This is a genomic window from Parafrankia sp. EAN1pec, from assembly GCF_000018005.1.
Taxonomy (GTDB): Bacteria; Actinomycetota; Actinomycetes; order Frankiales; family Frankiaceae; genus Parafrankia; species Parafrankia soli.
The window spans coordinates 950186-966942 of sequence record NC_009921.1 but is presented as its reverse complement, the minus strand read 5'-3'; the positions used below and the strand labels follow the sequence as shown (position 1 = coordinate 966942).

The window sequence follows — 16757 nt, the reverse complement described above, 5'->3', positions numbered from 1 at the left end:
GCGGTGGGTCCGAAACGCCCGGGACGCCACCGCTGCCGGCTGGCACGATGGACGGATGCTGCCGAGCGTCCTGGTGATCCGGCCGGGCTTCGGAATCCCGGCCGGCGAGCTGGCGTGGCGCTACTCGCGATCCGCCGGGCCTGGCGGCCAGTCGGTGAACACCTCCGACTCCCGGGTCGAACTGTCGTTCGACCTGGCCCGGTCGGGCTCCGTCCCGGAGCAGATGCGGGAGCGGGCGTTGTCCCGCCTTGACGGGCGGCTGGTGGACGGCGTGCTCACGCTCGCCGCCTCCGAGCACCGCTCCCAGCTCCGCAACCGGGAGGCCGCGCTCGCCCGGCTGGCCAGCACCCTCCGGGAGGCCACCGCGCCGCCGCCCCGGCCGCGCCAGGCGACCCGCCCCACCCGCGGCTCGGTCGAGCGCCGGCTGGCCGGCAAGAAGCGCCGCTCCACGATCAAACGTGCCCGCCGCGACCGCCCGGACGACTGAACACCCAGGCAGCAGCACTGGTACCAAGAGCAGCACCCGACTACCAAGAGCAGCACCCGACGACCGAGCGGCCGGGCCGCAGGTCAGGCCGGGTCCGGGTCCTTCTCCGCGCCGGTCGCCGTGCCACCGGTCGCGGCGCCGTCTGCCGCCGCACTGCTCACCGCCGCGCTGCCTGCCGCCGGTTCGGAGGCCGGCGCCGAATCTTCGGCCGCAGCCCGGCCCCGCTCGCGCGCCTCCGAGCCGAACTCGCCGCTGGCGACGTTCGCCCGCATCCGGCGCAGGCTGCCCGAGAGGAACGTGAACAACGCGACCGAGGCGAGGATCAGCGCGAAGACCACGAGAGCGCCGCCGGTACCCGTGCCGATCTCCGCGGCGAGCCGCGTTCCGCCGGATGTGTCACCCACCGACCGGCACCTCCTGTTCGCTGTCCTATGTCCGCTGTCCGCTGTCGATGTCCGGTGCGTCTGCCCGTTCCGCGACCCTACGCCGCGCCACCGACAGTCAGCGGATCCCGTTGAACAGATCGTCCTCGGGGAGGACCCCGACCTCGATCAGCGACCGGGCGAGCTGGTAGTCCTCGGTGGGCCACGCCTGGCGCTGCAGTGCCAGCGGCACCTGGAACCACGGCCCGCTCGGGTCGACCTGGGTGGCGTGCGCGAGCAGGGCGCGGTCGCGCACCTCGAACCAGTCGGCGCAGGGCACCCGGGTGGTGAGCCGGCCGGTGTCCTCGGCGCGGTCGATCCACTCGTCGAGCCGCTTGGCATAGGGCGACTCCAGCCCGGCGGCCAGCATTCCCTCGTGCAGGGCGAGGATCCGGTCCTTGTGGAACGTGAGGTGGTAGTAGAGCTTCAGCGGCTGCCACGGCCCCAGGCCGACGTCGGCGCCGACCTCGGGGTAGCGCGCCGGGTCACCCGCCGCCTCGAACGCCTCCACGCTGATCCGGTGCGTCATGATGTGGTCGGGGTGCGGGTAGCCGCCGTTCTCGTCGTAGGTCGTGACGACCTGCGGGCGGAACTCGCGGATCAGCCGGACCAGCGGCCGGGACGCGGCGGCCAGCTCCAGCGTGGCGAAGCTCCCTTCCGGCAGCGGCGGCGGCGGGTCACCTTCGGGCAGCCCCGAGTCGAGGAACCCCAGCCACTCCTGGCGCACGCCCAGGATCTGCCGCGCCCGCTCCATCTCCTCCCGGCGGACCTCGGTCATCCGGGCCAGCACCTCGGGAGAGTCCATTGCCGGGTTGAGGACGCTGCCCGCCTCGCCGCCGGTACACGTGACCACCAGGACCTCGAGGCCCTCGTGTGCGTAGCGGGCCATCGTCGCCGCGCCCTTGCTGGACTCGTCGTCGGGATGCGCGTGGACGGCCATGAGCCGCAGACCACGCTCCTGTTCGTCCGGGAACATGCGACCATTGTGGCTGACGGCCGGACGGGCCCAGCCCAGGCCGACACGGCGACAGCCGGGCGCACGGCGAGCGCCTGACGCGGGCCGGCGAGCGCCTCGCACCGGCCGCAGGGTACCCGGGCTACTGGCCGGTAGCGCCGCAAGGGCAGGCGTTCGGCCAGGCACACGGCCGGCGTTCAGGCAGGTCGCCGGGGTGCCATGCGGTCGCCCCCGACAGGGTGGGTACGGAAGCCACCCGGTCACCCGGCGAGACCCAGTTCACTTTCGATCTGGAAAAGTCACCGAGAGCCGTGGCAGAATACACCGTCCGCGCACGCTCCGAAGACAGCGAGGTCGCCGGCCGGCACGCCGACATCGTCGTCGGCCCGGCCTCGAGCGAGCCACCGGTCAACGGCCGCGCCGGCCCGTCGCACGGACGGCCGCGCGCGCCGGGCGAACCGACGTCGAGGACGGCCGGAACACCCGCTCGGCTCGGCCTCGTGCCGACCGCCGTGGCGTCGGCCGTGCGCTGACCTCACGAGGTCGGAACGGGGTCGTCGGAACGGGGTCGGACAAACCGGCAACCATGATTCCCTCCAGTAAAGTAAGAACTTTGGTATCCCTCGAGGAGCGTGACGCGTGACGCAGCAGACCTGGCTCACTCAGGAGGCCTACAACCGACTTCGCTCCGAGCTCGACTACCTCACGGGCACCTGGCGGACGGAGATCGCCGCGAAGATCGAGGCCGCGCGGGAGGAAGGCGACCTGAAGGAGAACGGTGGCTACCACGCGGCCAAGGAGGAGCAGGGCAAGCAGGAGGCCCGCATCCGCCAGCTGATGGACCTGCTCCGCGACGCGCGCGTCGGCCAGGCGTCGTCCGCCGCGTCCGGCGAGGCCGGACCCGGCACGATCGTCGAGATCCGCTTCCCCGGGGAGAAGGAGACCGAGCGGTTCCTGATCGGCTCACGCGAGGACCACAGCGCGAGCATCGAGGTATTCTCCCCCGCCTCCCCGCTGGGCGGCGCGGTCACCGGACACAAGGCCGGAGACACGGTGAAGTACACGCTTCCCAACGGCCGGCCGGCCACCGTGGAGATCGTCTCGGTCGCGCCGTACGCGTCCTGAGGACGTCGTCCTACGTGTTCTGAGGACGTCTCGGGCGAGCGGGGCGGAGTACGCCATAAGCGGACGGCCTCCCACTCCGCTGCGCGCGGGCCGGCGTGGACGTACCGTCGGCTGGTGGCAGATCCGCCGGCTCCGCACAGTCCGTCCACGCCTCCGACGAACCCGATCACCGTCGGCGCGACGGCCCGGAAGACGACCGACGCCCCCGGGTCCGGAACTCCGCCGACCGACATCACCCTGGCTGACCTGCGCAGATCAGGGCACCGGCAGCGCTCGGTGCGCGCCGAGCTGCGCGGCAACCTCCTCGCCAGGATGCGGGCCGACGAGACCCGTTTCCCGGGCATCGTCGGTTTCGACGACACCGTCCTGCCGCAGGTCGAACGAGCGCTGCTGGCCGGGCACGACATCGTCTTCCTCGGCGAGCGCGGGCAGGGCAAGACCCGTCTGATCCGCACGCTCGTCGGCCTGCTCGACGAGTGGTCGCCGGCCATCGCCGGCTGCGAGATCAACGACCACCCCTACGCGCCGGTGTGCGGCCGGTGCCGCCTGCTGCTCGCCGAGGTGGGCGAGCGGCTGCCCATCGCCTGGCGGCACCGCTCGGAGCGCTTCGGCGAGAAGCTCGCGACCCCCGACACCAGCGTCGGCGACCTGATCGGCGACGTCGACCCGGTGAAGGTCGCCGAGGGCCGCACCCTCGGCGACCCGGAGACCGTCCACTACGGGCTGGTCCCGCGGACCAACCGCGGCATCTTCAGCATCAACGAGCTGCCCGACCTGGCCGAGCGCATCCAGGTCTCGCTGCTCAACGTGCTTGAGGAGCGAGACATCCAGGTCCGCGGCTACATGCTGCGGCTGCCGCTGGACATCCTGCTGGTCGCCTCGGCGAACCCGGAGGACTACACCAACCGTGGCCGGATCATCACGCCGCTGAAGGACCGCTTCGGCGCCGAGGTCCGCACGCACTACCCGCTGCGCCTGGACGACGAGCTGCGGCTCATCCGGCAGGAGGCCGTGGTCTCCTGGGCCGACTCGCCGCTGGGCCGGCCCGAGCTGCCCGACCACCTCATCGAGGTGGTCGCCCGGTTTACCCGGGCAGTGCGCGACGCGCCGCAGGTGGACCAACGCTCGGGTGTGTCGGCCCGGCTCGCGGTGGCGGCGGCGGAGACGGTGGCCGCCTCGGCCGTCCGCCGGGCGGCGCTGACCGGCGAGGACACCGCCACCGCGCGGGTCGTCGACCTGGCCGCGATCGTCCCGGCGGTACGGGGCAAGGTCGAGTTCGACCAGCTCGAGGAGGGCCGCGAGGACGAGGTCCTGGCCCTGCTGCTGCGCCGCGCGATCGCGGAGACCTTCCGAGCGAAGCTGGCCGGCACCGACCTCTCCGGCCTGCAGCAGCGCTTCGAGCGCGACGGCGCGGTCGAGACGGGCGATCTCGTCCCGGCGGCCGAGCTGCTGCGCCGGGTCGGTCCCGTCCCAGGCCTGGCGGCGATCCTCAACCGCCTCGACATCGACGGCGCGGAGTCGCCGGGGCTGGCCGCGGCCGCCCTGGAGCTGGCGATGGAGGGCCTGCACCTCAACCGCCGGCTCGCCAAGGAGGAACTGCCCGGCCGGACGGTCTACGGGGGCTGACCGCTGGCACCGGGCCCCGCACCACTCCGCCAATCCGCGACGCCACCGGCGCGCCGCCGGACCGCGGCCACGGCCGCACGGCACAGGCCACCCAGGAGGAACCGGTGAGTTCCGGACAGTTCCGCTACGGCCCATGGGACGGCGGGCCGGACCCGCTGGCCTCCCCGTTCTCCGCGACCGACGCCATGGACGAGATGTCCCGGCAGATCCTCGAGGGGCGCACGCCCCGGGAGGCCCTGGAAAGCCTGCTGCGCCGGGGCATGCCGAACCGCCGCGGCCTGGACGACCTGCGCCGCGCGATCGAGCGCCGGCGCCGCGAGGCCCGCTCGCGCGGCCGGCTGGACGGCACCCTCGAGGAGGTCCGCCGGCTGCTCGACACCGCGGTCGGGCAGGAGCGGGCCGCGCTGTTCCCCGACCCGGCGGACGAGGCGCGGATGCGCGAGGCGGAGCTGGACGCACTGCCGTCCGACCCGGCCCGGGCCGTGCGCGAGCTGGCCGACTACGACTGGCGCTCGCCGCAGGCCCGCGAGACCTACGAGCAGATCTCCGACCTGCTGCGCCGCGAGGTCCTCGACGCGCAGTTCCGCGGCATGAAGCAGGCGCTGCAGGGCGCCTCGCCCGAGGACATGGCCCGCGTGCGCGAGATGGTCCGCGAGCTCAACGAGCTGCTGGAGGCGGACGCCCGGGGTGAGGACACCCAGGGCCGCTTCGACGAGTTCATGCGTCGCAACGGCGAGTTCTTCCCGGAGAACCCGCGCAACCTCGACGAGCTCGTCGACGTGCTCGCCCGCCGGGCCGCGGCGGCGGCGCGCCTGCTCGCCGGACTGACCCCCCAGCAGCGCCAGGAGCTCGCCGACCTGATGTCCACCGCGATGGAGGACATGGGCCTGGCCACCGAGATGTCCCGGCTGTCGCAGGCGCTGCGGTCGGCTCGGCCGGGCCTGGACTGGGGCGGACGCTCGCGCGGGCGCGGCCGGGGTCGGTTCTCCGACGCGATGACCGGCGAGGAGCCGCTCGGCCTCGGTGACGCGACCAGCGCGCTCGAGGAGCTGGCGGAGCTCGACGACCTCGCGGCCTCACTCAGCCAGGACTACCCGGGCGCGTCCCTGGACGACGTCGACCCGGAGGCCGTCGAGCGCGCGCTCGGCCGTTCGGCCGTCGACGACCTGCGTAACCTGCAGCAGATCGAGCGGGAGCTCGAGCGGCAGGGGTTCGTCACCCGCCGCGCCGGAGCGCTGGAGCTCACGCCGCGGGCCGTCCGGCGCATCGGGGAGTCGGCGCTCGCGCGGATCTTCCGCGAGGTGGCGGCGCGCGGGCGCGGCGACCACAGCCTCACCGACGCCGGCTCGGCCGGTGACCTGCTCGGGACGTCCCGGCGCTGGCAGTTCGGTGACACCCAGCCCATCGACGTCGTCCGCACGGTGCGCAACGCGGTGCTGCGCGGCGGGCCGCCGGGGCGGGGCCAGCGGATCCGGCTGGCGGTCGACGACTTCGAGGTCGCCGAGACGGAGCGGCGCACCAGCGCGGCCGTCTGCCTGCTCGTGGACCTCTCCTACTCGATGGCGCTGCGCGGCACCTGGGGGGTGGCGAAGTCGACCGCGCTCGCACTGCACACCCTGGTGGCCACCCGGTTCCCGCAGGACAAGGTGCACATCGTCGGCTTCTCCGACTACGCCCGCGAGCTGCGCCCGGTCGAGCTCGCCGGGCTCGACTCGGAGATGGTCCAGGGCACGAACCTGCAGCACGCGCTGCTCATCGCCGGACGGCTGCTGCGCCGCTACCCGGACTCCGAGCCGGTGATCATGGTGGTGACGGACGGCGAGCCCACAGCCCACCTGCAGCGCAACGGCACGCCGTCCTTCTCCTGGCCGCCGCTGCCCGAGACACTGGAGCTGACGCTCGCCGAGGTCGACCGGCTGACCCGCCGCGGCGTCACGATCAACGTCTTCATGCTGGACGACGAGCCCCGCCTGGTGCGCTTCGTCGAGGAGATGGCCCGCCGCAACGGCGGGCGGGTGCTCTCCCCGGACCCGTCCGCGCTGGGCAGCTACGTCATCCGGGACTACCTGCGTTCCCGCAGCTCGCGGCGCGTCGCCCGCTGAGCCCCGGGTCGGCCGGCGAACCACCCGACCCAACACGAGCACCATGAGTTATCAACCTGCTACCGTGCGCGCTCGTGGTGGCAGAGCGCGGACGCGGCGACGGACTCGGAACCCACCGGCGCCGGCGGTGGGTCGCCGCGGCCGCGGTGGCGGCGGCACTATGCTCGGTCGCCCCGACCGTCCCGACGCTGGCGGCCGCCGCCGCCGGTGACCTCCCGGCCGGCGGTGCCACCGAAACCGTCCCGCCCGCGCCCTTCTCGGACCTGCCCGGCCCCTTCGCCGGCCCGTACTCCGAACCGCTCGGACGTCCCTACGCCGAGCCGATGTCGGCGCCGGTCGCGGCGAGCCCCTACGAGCAGTCCCGGATCGAGCGGTACTGGTCCGCCGACCGGCGCGCCCGGGCGCAGACAGCGGACACGGCCGAGCGCGGCGACCGGCCGGCTCCGTCCGCGCTGGACGGGGCCGCCACGGCCGGCGAGGACCAGCGCGACGCCACGCCGCCGCCGCCGAGCACCGGCGCCCCCTACGTCTACGGCGGGCTGGCGACGAAGACGGTCGGCCGGTTGTTCACCACGCTGCGCGGCGTCGACTACGCCTGCTCGGCGACGGTCGTGTCCAGCCCGGGCCGCGACCTGGCCGTGACCGCGGGCCACTGCCTGCACGAGGGCACGGGCGACCAGTTCGCGACGAACGTCGTCTTCATGCCCGGATACTCCGAGGGACGGATGCCGTACGGGCTGTGGACGGCCCGCCGGATCACTGTCACCCCGGGCTGGGGCCTGGACGGGGACTTCGACTACGACACCGGGTTCGTCCTGTTCAACGCGCGCGGGGGCCGTCACCTCGAGGACGTCGTCGGCGCCCAGCGCATCGCCTTCAACCAGCCCCGCACCTTCGCGCAGTACGCGTTCGGATACCCGCGGCTGGCGCCCTACGACGGCAACCGGCTGGTCTACTGCGCCGGGGCACCCTCCCCCGACCCGTACGGGACGGTGTCGCTCGGGCTGAACTGCGACATGACCGGTGGCGCCAGCGGCGGACCGCTGATCATCGGGCTCGGCCGGGCCGGGCCCGGGGCCGGCTGGGTCGACAGCGTGGTCAGCTACGCCTACGTCGGCGAGTCGCAGACCATCTACGGCACCTACTTCGGGCGGGCGATCGAGCTGCTGTACTACCAGGCGATGGAACTCTGACCGCCGCGGCGGGGCCTCGAAGGTGGACCCGAAGGTGGAGTCGTGCCGCCCCGCGGCGGGCGCCCCGCCGGCGCTGGATACGGTCTCGACATGCCGCACTCGGGCAGCTTCGGGCTCTTCCTCACCCTCCACGTGCTCTCGGCCGTCCTGCTCGTCGGGCCGCTCTGCGTCACGACCGCCGCGGCTCCCGGGCTGGTGCGGACGGGCCCGGCCGGCCTGCCCAGGATGCGCGCCGCCGTGCGAACGACCAGGTACTACCCGCCCGCGACCGTCCTGATCGTTCTTTTCGGGCTGGTGATCGTACGGCAGGGGTCGTTCGGCAGCGTCCGCGGGTTCGGCGACCCGTGGCTGGCGGCGTCGATCGTGCTGTGGCTCGCGGCGGTCTCGATCACGATGACCGTGGTCGCGCGGAACCTGCGGAAGGCCGTCCACGAGATCGAACGCGGCGGTGACGCGCGCCGCCAGCTCCCGATGATCACCATCGGGGCCGCGGCCGCCGTCACCTGCTGGGTCGTGGTGATCGCGCTCATGGTGGTGAAACCGGGGTCCTGACCATGCTGTCCGGGGCCCGCGTGCGCGCCGCATCCGCGCGCACGGTCTCGCCGTGGTGTGTGACGTCCTCCAGCCGGTCCAGCAGCCGGCTCCAGATCTGTCTGGGCAGGTCGTGCCCCATCCCGTCAATCTCCATCAGCTCCGCGGACGGGATCGCGGCCGCGGTCAGCCGTCCACCGCGGACGGGGATCAGCGGATCGAGCGTGCCGTGTACGACGAGGGCCGGCACCCGCAGCGCGCGCAGCGCCTCGGTGCGGTTCGGCGCCACCAGGACGGCGGCGAGCTGCCGGGCGACCCCCGCGGGGTTCTGCCGCCGCTCCCAGAGCACCGCCGAGCGGGTGCGCAGCCATTCGACGTCGAGCGCGAACTCCGGCGAGCCGATGACCCGGGCGGACTCCTCGGCGGCGAGGACGAACTCCGCCAGGTTGGTCGGACTGGGGCGCAGCAGCAGGTCGACGGCCTCGTCCGTCGGCTTCACGGTGGGATCGCCGGGGTGTGACATCACCGAGGTGATGCTGCGCACCCGCTCGGGGCTGGTCAGCGCGAGGATCTGCGCCACCATCCCGCCCAGAGAGAGGCCCAGGACGTGGGCGGAGTCGAGCCCGAGGACGTCCATCAGGCCCAGCGTGTCGGCGGCCAGGTCCTCGAGCCGGTAGGGCGCGAGCTCCGTCTCGCCGTTCACGATGGCCAGCAGGTCGGGCTCGCCGTGCCAGTCGAGGTGGGTGGAGTGCCCGACGTCCCGGTTGTCGAAGACGATCACCCGGTAGCCGCGCCGGACCATGCTCGCGAGCAGCTCGGGATGCCAACCGACGAGATGCTGTCCCATCCCGCTCACGAGTACCAACGGCAGTCCGTCCGGATCACCGTGCACCTCGACGGCCAGCTCGAGGCCGTTGACGGGAACGATTCTCATGCCCGGGACGGTAGCGACCACCCCGCCGTTTCGTCAGTGCACGGCCGCGAATCGGCTTCATGTCACCCGCGTCACACAGGGGTGATCCACGTGCCCTCGGGGTGACCCGCCCCCCGCCCTGGGCCGGCCGATGGCCCGTCGGGGAGCGCCACACCGCCACTTCAACTACTTTCAGTAGTTGACCGTACTCTTTCCGTAGCAGACGCCGGGCGGTTGCGCGTGGTATTCCCAACGATCGAGTTCGCCGCGTTCCTGGTGGTCGTCATGGCCGTCTCCTGGCTGCTCATGCCGGTCCCACTGCTGTGGAAACCGTTCATCCTGGGCGCCTCCTACTTCTTCTACGCCTACGCGGACGCCCGGTTCGTGCTGCTCATCGTCGCCTCCACCCTGATCAACCAGGCCGCGGCGGTCACCATCCACCGCTTCCGGGACAGGCGAATCCTGATCGCCGCCATCGCCTGCGACCTCGGACTGCTGGGCTGGTTCAAGTACTACGGTTTCTTCGCGCTGTCCGTCGACCGGGCCCTGCAGGATGTCGGGCTGCCCGCACCGCTGCCGCTGCTGCAGGTCGCGCTGCCGATCGGGATCTCGTTCTTCACGTTCCAGGCGCTGTCCTACGTGATCGACGTGTGGCGGGGCGACATCCGCCCGGTGTCACTGATCGACTTCGCCGTCTACGAGGCGTTCTTCCCGCACCTCGTCGCCGGGCCGATCGTGCGGGCCAGCGAGTTCACCCCCCAGCTCACCGCGCCGCGGGACCCGCGCCAGGTACAGGCGACCAGGGCGGTCTTCCTCATCGCGGGCGGACTGGTGAAGAAGGTCGTCCTCGCGGACCTGCTCGCCACTCGCATCGTCGACCCGGTCTTCGACGCACCGGGACGGCACTCCTCCGGCGAGATCGCGGTGGCGGTCTACGGCTACGCCGTACAGATCTACTGCGACTTCTCCGCCTACTCGGACATCGCGATCGGCGTGGCCCTGCTGCTCGGCTTCCGCTTCCCCGACAACTTCGACCGCCCCTACACGGCCACCAGCCTCCAGGACTTCTGGCGCCGCTGGCACATGACGCTGTCCCGGTGGCTGCGCGACTACGTCTACCTCCCGCTGGGCGGAAACCGTGCGGGCCGCCGCCGGACGTACGTCAACCTGATGATCACCATGGTCCTCGGTGGACTCTGGCACGGCGCCGCGTGGACGTTCGTCGTCTGGGGCGCCCTGCACGGCGGCGGGCTCGCCGCCGAACGCGCCTGGCGCGCCCGCCGCGATGGCCGACCGCGCCCGGTGGACGGATTCGGCGGCGGCGGTACCGGTGACGTCGGCGGCGGTGGAGTCGGTGGAGTCGGTAGGCCGATGGTGCCCGCGCCGGCCCGGTCCCTGGAGGTGCCGGTGGGCGCCCTGGCGGACCGGTCAGGCCCCGCCGGCGCGGCCGCCACGGTCGGCGGCGCCGCCCCGGTCGCAGCCACCGTCCCGATGCGCGGCCGGCGGCACACGTCACAGGCCTGGCTCGGACGTCTCGTTGTGTTCCACTTCGTCTGCGCGGCCTGGGTGCTGTTCCGGTCACCCGACCTCGCGACAGCCGGCGAGATCTTCCATCGCCTACTCACCGCCGGTGGACCATCACCCCTGGTGACGAACACCGTGCTGGTCGCCATAGCGATCGGCCTCGGCACGGCCGCCGTCCCCCGGCTCTGGTGGATCCGGGCACAGCAGGCCTTCGCCGCCCGCCCACTGACCGTGCAGATCATCATGGTGGTCGCGTTCCTGCTGGTCATCTACACCTTCGTCGGCCAACAGGACGTCGCGCCGTTCATCTATTTCCGGTTCTGACGAAGCCCGCGCCCGTGCGTCATCCGCCTGCCGCACCCCGCACATCGGACGCACCAGGCGCACGACCTGCACCGACAGCGATCATCACTTAAGGTAACCACCTGAGCACATAGAACTCGACAATCTCGGGGGAGGCCATGACGCAGCGCGACGAGCCCGCGGCATCGGCGCCAACCGCGCCAGCTCCCCGCCGGGATGGCGACCGGCCGCCGACGGCCGCGCCCGGTGCACCGGTGCAGCCCGGCGCACCGGCTCCACGGACCCGTCCGATGACGCCGGAGGCCAGGTCACCGAGCGCGCCCACCGCTCCGGCGGCGCCCCCCACGGCTCACCCTCCCTCCCCGCGCGCGAAGCCGGCCACGCCCACGGAGCCCGCCAAACCCACGGAGCCCGCCACGCCGGCCGTGTCGGCCCGGCGGGCGCTGCTGTTCGTCGTGGCCTGCCTGGCCCTGCTGGCGGTCCTGCGCTCGGCCGCGATGGTGCACGCCGGTGAGGGGATGCCGCCCGGCACCACCCGGGACCTGGTGCTGGGCGTGGCCCGTCCGTTGGACGAGGTCACCTCGACGCTGCGACTCAACCAGCCCGACCGGCTGCTGACGAAGGCCTTCGGGCACCCCGACCCGACCGTGGGCGAGGCCGACGACTCCGAGCTCGCCGCCGCGGCTGCGCTCGCCGAGCCCGACGCCAACACCGGCACCGGCACCGGCACCGGCCAGGTCAAAGACCGAAGCCGGGACGGCGACGCGGCGGGCGCGCTGCGCACCCCCACCCCCGCCGACCCGCTGCGAGTGCTGGTCACGGGTGACTCGTTGACCGAGTCGCTGGGGCCGACGATCACAAAGATGGCACCGCCGGCGATCCGCGCCGAGACCGACACCCGGTTCGGCACCGGCCTCGTCCGCACGGACTTCTTCGACTGGGCCACCCACGCCCGTCACCAGGTCGCCGAGCGCGACCCCGAGGCGGTGGTGGTGGCGATGGGCGGCAACGACGGCCAGGGCATCACCCAGCCGGACGGCACGATCCTCCCGGCCGGCTCACCGCAGTGGGAGGCCGAGTACCGCCGCCGGGCGATCGTGCTGATGCGCATCTGGTCGGACGGCGGAACCCGCCGGGTGTACTGGCTCGGCCTGCCTCCCGCCCGCTCGACCACGCTGAACGGGTACTTCACACGGATGAACGAGGCGACCCGCGCGGCCGCCGACCGGGTTCCCGGGGCGCGCTTCCTGGACCTGCGGCCGGCCCTGTCGAACGGCGGAGCCTACACCGACTATCTGACGGACGGCGGCGGCCACTCGGTGCTCATCCGCACCCGTGACGGCGTCCACCTGACCCTCGACGGCGCGCGGCTGGCAGCGGGCCCGGTCCTGCACACACTCAGCGGAGACTGGCACCTGAGCTGACACCGGGCACCACAACGCGCGGCCGGGACCAGCAGACCGGAACCAGCACGGCCGGGGTCAGCGGCGCCGGGGTCAGCGCGGCCGGAAGCCGAAACCCGGGCCGTCGAGATCGTTGCGGGCGGTGCTCACCGCGGTGAGCGCGCGGCCCATCAGATCGGCCTTCCGGCCCGGCGCGGCGGACCGGTCGGCCGAGGTGACGGCGTCGAGGAAGTCGTCCGCGAGGACGATGAGCTGGTCGGGCAGGGCGTGATCCGCCACCCGCGGCGGGCGGACGCCGAGCGGAGCGCCGCTGCCGGCCTGCCGGCCGAGCATGGCCAGCTCGTCGATCAGCGTCCGGAGCCGGGCGGCGCGCGTCTCCCCGGTGGGGATCCGCACGTCCCAGGACGAGCCCGTCCAGCTCCGCACGCGGGAGAGCAGGAGGTTCGTCTGCCGGGACAGCTCGCGGACCGAATCCGACATCCGGGCAGGATACCCGACGATGGCACTCTCGGGTCTTGCTCAGACGTGTGGTATGAGGCACGCTCGCTTCATGGTCCGTTGACGTCGGGTTCAACCTCTGGAGGCGCGCATGTCGCAGTACCGCTCCCCGCAGATCCACCAGGGACTCATCGACCGCATGCCGAAGGCGACCGGACACGACGTCGGGCACTGGCTCGCCCGCCTGCACGACGGGCCTGGGCTGCTGCGCTTCTCGGAACGAGTGGGCTGGCTGCGGGACGCGCACAGCCTGCCGCACCGGTACGCGGCGGCCGTGGTGCACGAAGCCGACCTGCGTCGGCGCGCGATCCGCGTCTGATCGATGATCCCGGCCGGCGGCCGGGCGCGGGCCGGGCTGCCGGCCCAGTCCGACCGCCGGCAGGGTCGGTCCGGCAGGGCTGTCCGGCGGGCGCGGGCTCGCTGGACCAGAATGGCGGCGTGGATCTCGCCGCCGCCCGGGCCTTCGTCCTGGAGCATCATCGTGCCGTCCTGGGTACCACCCGCCGTGACGGCACCCCGCAGCTGTCTCCCGTGCTGGTCGGCGTGGAGGGCGACGCGCTGGTGATCAGCACCCGCGTCACCGCGCTGAAGGTCACGAACATCGAACGGGATCCGCGGGTGCACCTGTGCGTGCTCTCCGACGGCTTCTTCGGGCCATGGGTGCAGATCAGCGGCACGGCCGAGATCATCCGGCTACCCGACGCCCTTGACGGGCTGGTCGCCTACTACCGCCAGATCTCGGGGGAGCACCCGGACTGGGATGACTACCGTGCCGCGATGGTGCGCGAGCAGCGCTGCCTGATCAGGGTCACGCCGACCACCGCGGGCCCGGACCGCTCCGGCTGAGGCCACCACCATGCGCCCTCTGCCGCGTACGGCGGCCGAGGGCCGGGACCAGCCCGCCGGGGCTGCTGCCGGAGTGTACGGGGCTACTGGCGGAGCTTGGAAAGCAGGCGCAGCAGCTCCAGGTACACCCACACGAAGCCGATCAGCAGACCGAACGCGGCCCGCCAGGCCTCCTCGCGAGGCGCGCCGGAGGCGACCGCCCGCTCGATGTAGTCGAAGTCGAGGATGAACTGCAGGCTGGCCACCACGAGCACCGCGATGCTGAACAGGATGCCCAGCGGCGACGCGTCGTTGATCACGGGCAGGTGACTGCCGGACACGGCCCTGATGACGAGGTCGGTGACGCCGAGCAGCACCACGCCCAGTAGAGCGCCCGTGACGATCCGCGCCATGCGGGGGGTGGCTCGGAGCCGCCGACTGCGGTAGGCGACCAGCATGGCGATGAACACCAGCGCGGTGCCGAGCAGCGCCTGGAGCACGATGCCCGAGAACGCGGACTCGTAGAACCGCGAGACCCCGCCGACGAGCAGGCCCTCCAGCACGGCGAAGACCACCACGAGCGGCGGGCTGATCCGGCTGCGGAGCGAGATGACGAAGCTCAGCGCGAGCGCCGCGACACCGGCCCCGAGCGCGATGCCCGGCGAGTCGGGCGAGAGGTACCAGCCGAAACCCGCGCCGACCAGCATCACCGCGAACACGCCGAGCGTGTGCATGACGACGTCGTCGAAGGTCAGCCTGTCGTGCACCGGGGTGGGCGGCGGGCCACCCGGCCACGGAGCAGGGCCGCCCTGCGGCCAGGGACCGGCCGGCGGGACTGGCGAACGGCTCTGACCGAAGCCCGACCGGGTGAACGCCGGGTTGGATGAACGCAGCTCTGCCATCGGGCCTGGACCTCCCCAGCGAGTCGCGGACGGGCCACCTGCCGCACGCGATCGCACAGTACAACGACCACCGGATGACGACCGTTCCGCACCCTGCGCGCAACGTGATCCCGTCGGCAGGCCGGAGACGATCAGCCGATCGCCGGGTGGCGCAGCCCGGGGGCCTCGCCCATCGATCAGCAACAGAAGGTGCGAAAGGGACAGGAGTGGACGCAATGCGCGTCCCAGTGGGAATCAGACCGTACGGAGGCGCCCTTCAGGCAAAGGGGGCCAAGACTGATCACGAGCCTGTCGACCGCCGCGCCTCGTAATCCCCCATGGGGGATTACGAGGCGCGGCGGTCGACATTGATGGGTGCCGGTGGTCGGAGTCGAACCGACACTCGAGCTGTTTTTAGGACAGCCTCCTCTACCTGTTGGGATACACCGGCTCGTTCACATCGCTGATGTTTCTACCACGCTACGTAGGGTCTGGGAATGACACATCGCAGGAAAAGTCGTGCGGAGAGGCCGGCGCGGACGAATTCGTGACTCTTTGTGACGACGGTGACGCGGACACCGCTCTCCCGCGGCGTGCGGTCACTCCACGGTTCGAATCTGGGAGGGTGCGGGACGGCCACGGGCTCACCCATGACGCTCCCCCAGCCCCCCCTCGGGTCCGTCTCCGGCCCGCCCCCCGCCGCACGCGCGAAGATCAAGAGTACCGAATGTCCCGGTCCTTCCGACCCCCGCCCACGCGGACGGCCGCGTCGGACGGACGACACTCCGCCCACCGGGGCCGGGCCGGAGCCAGGCTGGTGCCCGGCGGTCCGGCGCCACGCGTTCCCGCCGGCAGGCCGCCCACCAGCACCCGCTGTCCCGGCCGACCGGCGGGCCGGCAATCCCAGTCGTGGCGGTCGATCCCGCCAGGCGACCGCTCCCGCACCCGGCGGCGCGGTGGCATCGTCGACGCGCTGAGGGCAGCGATACGCGTCGACGGCGCCACCGCGCGCGAGGGCGCGGCCGCGGAGGCCGCCCGAGCCGTCGGTCGCGGCGTGCGACCTGTCCACCGCCGGCCCGGCGACTCCGTGCCGAGCGCGAGCGCCGCGGCCGGGCCCGGCGCGAGGATGACAGCGGGGCGTGTTCGAGGAGGGCCCTCCGGTGCGGCAGCGGCGGCGGGTCGGACCGGTCCGACCGCCGGACGAACCAGCCAGCCGGCTAGGTGGTGCGACAAAGCGCCCACCCGGGCGCGAAAGACGTCGCGCGCCGGGGCGCCGGCGCGGCCCGGCGGCACCGTCCCAAACGATTCGAGTCGTTATCAGCGATGTGGCGAGGGAATCCGCACCCACGGCCGCCGCGTGAATGGCCACCGGCGCTCACGGCGCCAACCGGAATTCGGTACCAGTGCCGAGCAGAATCCTCCGGCATGCCCTCGATGTTGTTCTGCCGACACCGGCCGGGGACGACGGACCTATTTCGAAGGCCATTCAGCGGGCACCGGGAAGGCGGTCTCGGCTCCGGCTCCGTCGAGGACGGCCCGCGGACGCGCGGACCAGGCCCGGCGGCCCCGACCCGGCCGGCCGCCTCCGGGCCGCCGGCCCTCCCCCGACGTCTCCGCCGGGCCGCCCACCGGTGCCTGCGCGGTCCGCCGTTCCGGGGTGACGCTGGCCACACAGCGGCATCCCAACAGACACCCGGAGGACACCTTCCGAATGGGATCGGAAGCGCAAAGCGACATCACGAGCGACCTGGGCCCGGGGCCACCCGTCCTGGACAAAGGGGGCCGCACGACCACCGCCGGACGCCACTCCCAGGCCGGACGGCCCGACCCGGCCCACCACGACGGCCGGCGGGTTCGCCGGTCGGTATCCCCGCGGACAATGAGATCCGCGGTGAACCACCTTCTCGACGAGGAAAAATGCGGCTGCCACGGGCAGACACGCCAAGCCTCGAAGACCACACCGAGCCTT

At 72.8% G+C, this 16757-nt stretch carries 16 protein-coding genes and 1 tRNA gene; 11 read left to right on the top strand and 6 right to left on the bottom strand.

Annotated features, from left to right (window positions below; genetic code table 11):
• Positions 1 to 55 precede the first annotated feature (55 nt).
• Positions 56 to 487, top strand: a complete 432-nt coding sequence (gene arfB, locus FRANEAN1_RS04040) for an alternative ribosome rescue aminoacyl-tRNA hydrolase ArfB (RefSeq protein WP_020458478.1) — start codon at positions 56 to 58, stop codon at positions 485 to 487.
• Between the two features lie 83 nt (positions 488 to 570).
• On the opposite strand, the gene FRANEAN1_RS04035 is transcribed toward arfB, so the two are convergent.
• On the bottom strand, positions 571 to 891 hold the full coding sequence (locus tag FRANEAN1_RS04035; protein ID WP_020458477.1) for a hypothetical protein: 321 nt from the start codon (positions 889 to 891) through the stop codon (positions 571 to 573).
• A gap of 97 nt (positions 892 to 988) precedes the next feature.
• Positions 989 to 1885, bottom strand: a complete 897-nt coding sequence (gene mca, locus FRANEAN1_RS04030; protein WP_020458476.1) for a mycothiol conjugate amidase Mca — start codon at positions 1883 to 1885, stop codon at positions 989 to 991.
• A 290-nt stretch (positions 1886 to 2175) separates the two neighbouring features.
• On the opposite strand from mca, the gene FRANEAN1_RS04025 reads away from it, so the two are divergent.
• From FRANEAN1_RS04025 to FRANEAN1_RS04000, 6 genes are all read left to right on the top strand, one after another.
• Entirely contained in the window at positions 2176 to 2397 is a 222-nt protein-coding gene (locus FRANEAN1_RS04025; protein WP_157472321.1) for a hypothetical protein, read from the top strand.
• A 106-nt stretch (positions 2398 to 2503) separates the two neighbouring features.
• Complete coding sequence (gene greA / locus FRANEAN1_RS04020; RefSeq protein WP_020458474.1) at positions 2504 to 2989, top strand: transcription elongation factor GreA; 486 nt, start codon at positions 2504 to 2506, stop codon at positions 2987 to 2989.
• A 114-nt stretch (positions 2990 to 3103) separates the two neighbouring features.
• Positions 3104 to 4615: a sigma 54-interacting transcriptional regulator gene (locus FRANEAN1_RS04015; RefSeq protein WP_020458473.1), complete on the top strand. Its 1512-nt coding sequence runs from the start codon at positions 3104 to 3106 to the stop codon at positions 4613 to 4615.
• 104 nt (positions 4616 to 4719) lie between these two features.
• Entirely contained in the window at positions 4720 to 6717 is a 1998-nt protein-coding gene (locus FRANEAN1_RS04010) for a VWA domain-containing protein (protein ID WP_020458472.1), read from the top strand.
• Between the two features lie 146 nt (positions 6718 to 6863).
• The gene (locus tag FRANEAN1_RS04005; protein ID WP_157472318.1) at positions 6864 to 7910 is read left to right on the top strand and encodes a hypothetical protein; all 1047 of its coding nucleotides are present in this window, start codon (positions 6864 to 6866) and stop codon (positions 7908 to 7910) included.
• Between the two features lie 42 nt (positions 7911 to 7952).
• Positions 7953 to 8462 carry a membrane protein gene (locus FRANEAN1_RS04000; protein WP_020458470.1) on the top strand — a complete coding sequence of 170 codons (510 nt, stop codon included), beginning with the start codon at positions 7953 to 7955 and terminating at the stop codon, positions 8460 to 8462.
• Here the strand turns inward: FRANEAN1_RS04000 and FRANEAN1_RS03995 are convergent.
• The gene (locus FRANEAN1_RS03995) at positions 8437 to 9375 is read right to left on the bottom strand and encodes an alpha/beta hydrolase (RefSeq protein WP_020458469.1); all 939 of its coding nucleotides are present in this window, start codon (positions 9373 to 9375) and stop codon (positions 8437 to 8439) included. The two genes, FRANEAN1_RS04000 and FRANEAN1_RS03995, sit on opposite strands and share 26 nt — an antisense overlap.
• Positions 9376 to 9594: 219 nt before the next feature.
• Between FRANEAN1_RS03995 and FRANEAN1_RS03990 the strand changes: the two genes are divergently transcribed.
• On the top strand, positions 9595 to 11202 hold the full coding sequence (locus FRANEAN1_RS03990; RefSeq protein WP_020458468.1) for an MBOAT family O-acyltransferase: 1608 nt from the start codon (positions 9595 to 9597) through the stop codon (positions 11200 to 11202).
• A 269-nt stretch (positions 11203 to 11471) separates the two neighbouring features.
• On the top strand, positions 11472 to 12605 hold the full coding sequence (locus tag FRANEAN1_RS03985) for an SGNH family hydrolase (protein ID WP_020458467.1): 1134 nt from the start codon (positions 11472 to 11474) through the stop codon (positions 12603 to 12605).
• Positions 12606 to 12677: 72 nt separating this feature from the next.
• On the opposite strand, the gene FRANEAN1_RS03980 is transcribed toward FRANEAN1_RS03985, so the two are convergent.
• On the bottom strand, positions 12678 to 13064 hold the full coding sequence (locus FRANEAN1_RS03980) for a hypothetical protein (protein ID WP_020458466.1): 387 nt from the start codon (positions 13062 to 13064) through the stop codon (positions 12678 to 12680).
• 109 nt (positions 13065 to 13173) lie between these two features.
• On the opposite strand from FRANEAN1_RS03980, the gene FRANEAN1_RS03975 reads away from it, so the two are divergent.
• The gene (locus FRANEAN1_RS03975) at positions 13174 to 13401 is read left to right on the top strand and encodes a DUF4287 domain-containing protein (protein WP_020458465.1); all 228 of its coding nucleotides are present in this window, start codon (positions 13174 to 13176) and stop codon (positions 13399 to 13401) included.
• Between the two features lie 119 nt (positions 13402 to 13520).
• On the top strand, positions 13521 to 13928 hold the full coding sequence (locus tag FRANEAN1_RS03970; protein WP_020458464.1) for a PPOX class F420-dependent oxidoreductase: 408 nt from the start codon (positions 13521 to 13523) through the stop codon (positions 13926 to 13928).
• 83 nt (positions 13929 to 14011) lie between these two features.
• Here FRANEAN1_RS03970 and FRANEAN1_RS03965 read toward each other — a convergent pair whose 3' ends face one another.
• Both FRANEAN1_RS03965 and FRANEAN1_RS03960 read right to left on the bottom strand, forming a co-directional pair.
• Positions 14012 to 14809, bottom strand: a complete 798-nt coding sequence (locus FRANEAN1_RS03965; RefSeq protein WP_020458463.1) for a Bax inhibitor-1/YccA family protein — start codon at positions 14807 to 14809, stop codon at positions 14012 to 14014.
• 355 nt (positions 14810 to 15164) lie between these two features.
• Positions 15165 to 15239 (bottom strand) — tRNA-Leu (locus FRANEAN1_RS03960).
• Between the last annotated feature and the right edge of the window lie 1518 nt (positions 15240 to 16757).

Coding starts and splice junctions, on each gene's coding strand:
- arfB (WP_020458478.1), top strand. CDS start 56: ATGCTGCCGAGCGTCCTGGTGATCCGGCCGGGCTTCGGAATCCCGGCC.
- FRANEAN1_RS03985 (WP_020458467.1), top strand. CDS start 11,472: ATGACGCCGGAGGCCAGGTCACCGAGCGCGCCCACCGCTCCGGCGGCG.
- FRANEAN1_RS03980 (WP_020458466.1), bottom strand. CDS start 13,064: ATGTCGGATTCGGTCCGCGAGCTGTCCCGGCAGACGAACCTCCTGCTC.
- FRANEAN1_RS03995 (WP_020458469.1), bottom strand. CDS start 9,375: ATGAGAATCGTTCCCGTCAACGGCCTCGAGCTGGCCGTCGAGGTGCAC.
- FRANEAN1_RS03965 (WP_020458463.1), bottom strand. CDS start 14,809: ATGGCAGAGCTGCGTTCATCCAACCCGGCGTTCACCCGGTCGGGCTTC.
- FRANEAN1_RS03975 (WP_020458465.1), top strand. CDS start 13,174: ATGTCGCAGTACCGCTCCCCGCAGATCCACCAGGGACTCATCGACCGC.
- mca (WP_020458476.1), bottom strand. CDS start 1,885: ATGTTCCCGGACGAACAGGAGCGTGGTCTGCGGCTCATGGCCGTCCAC.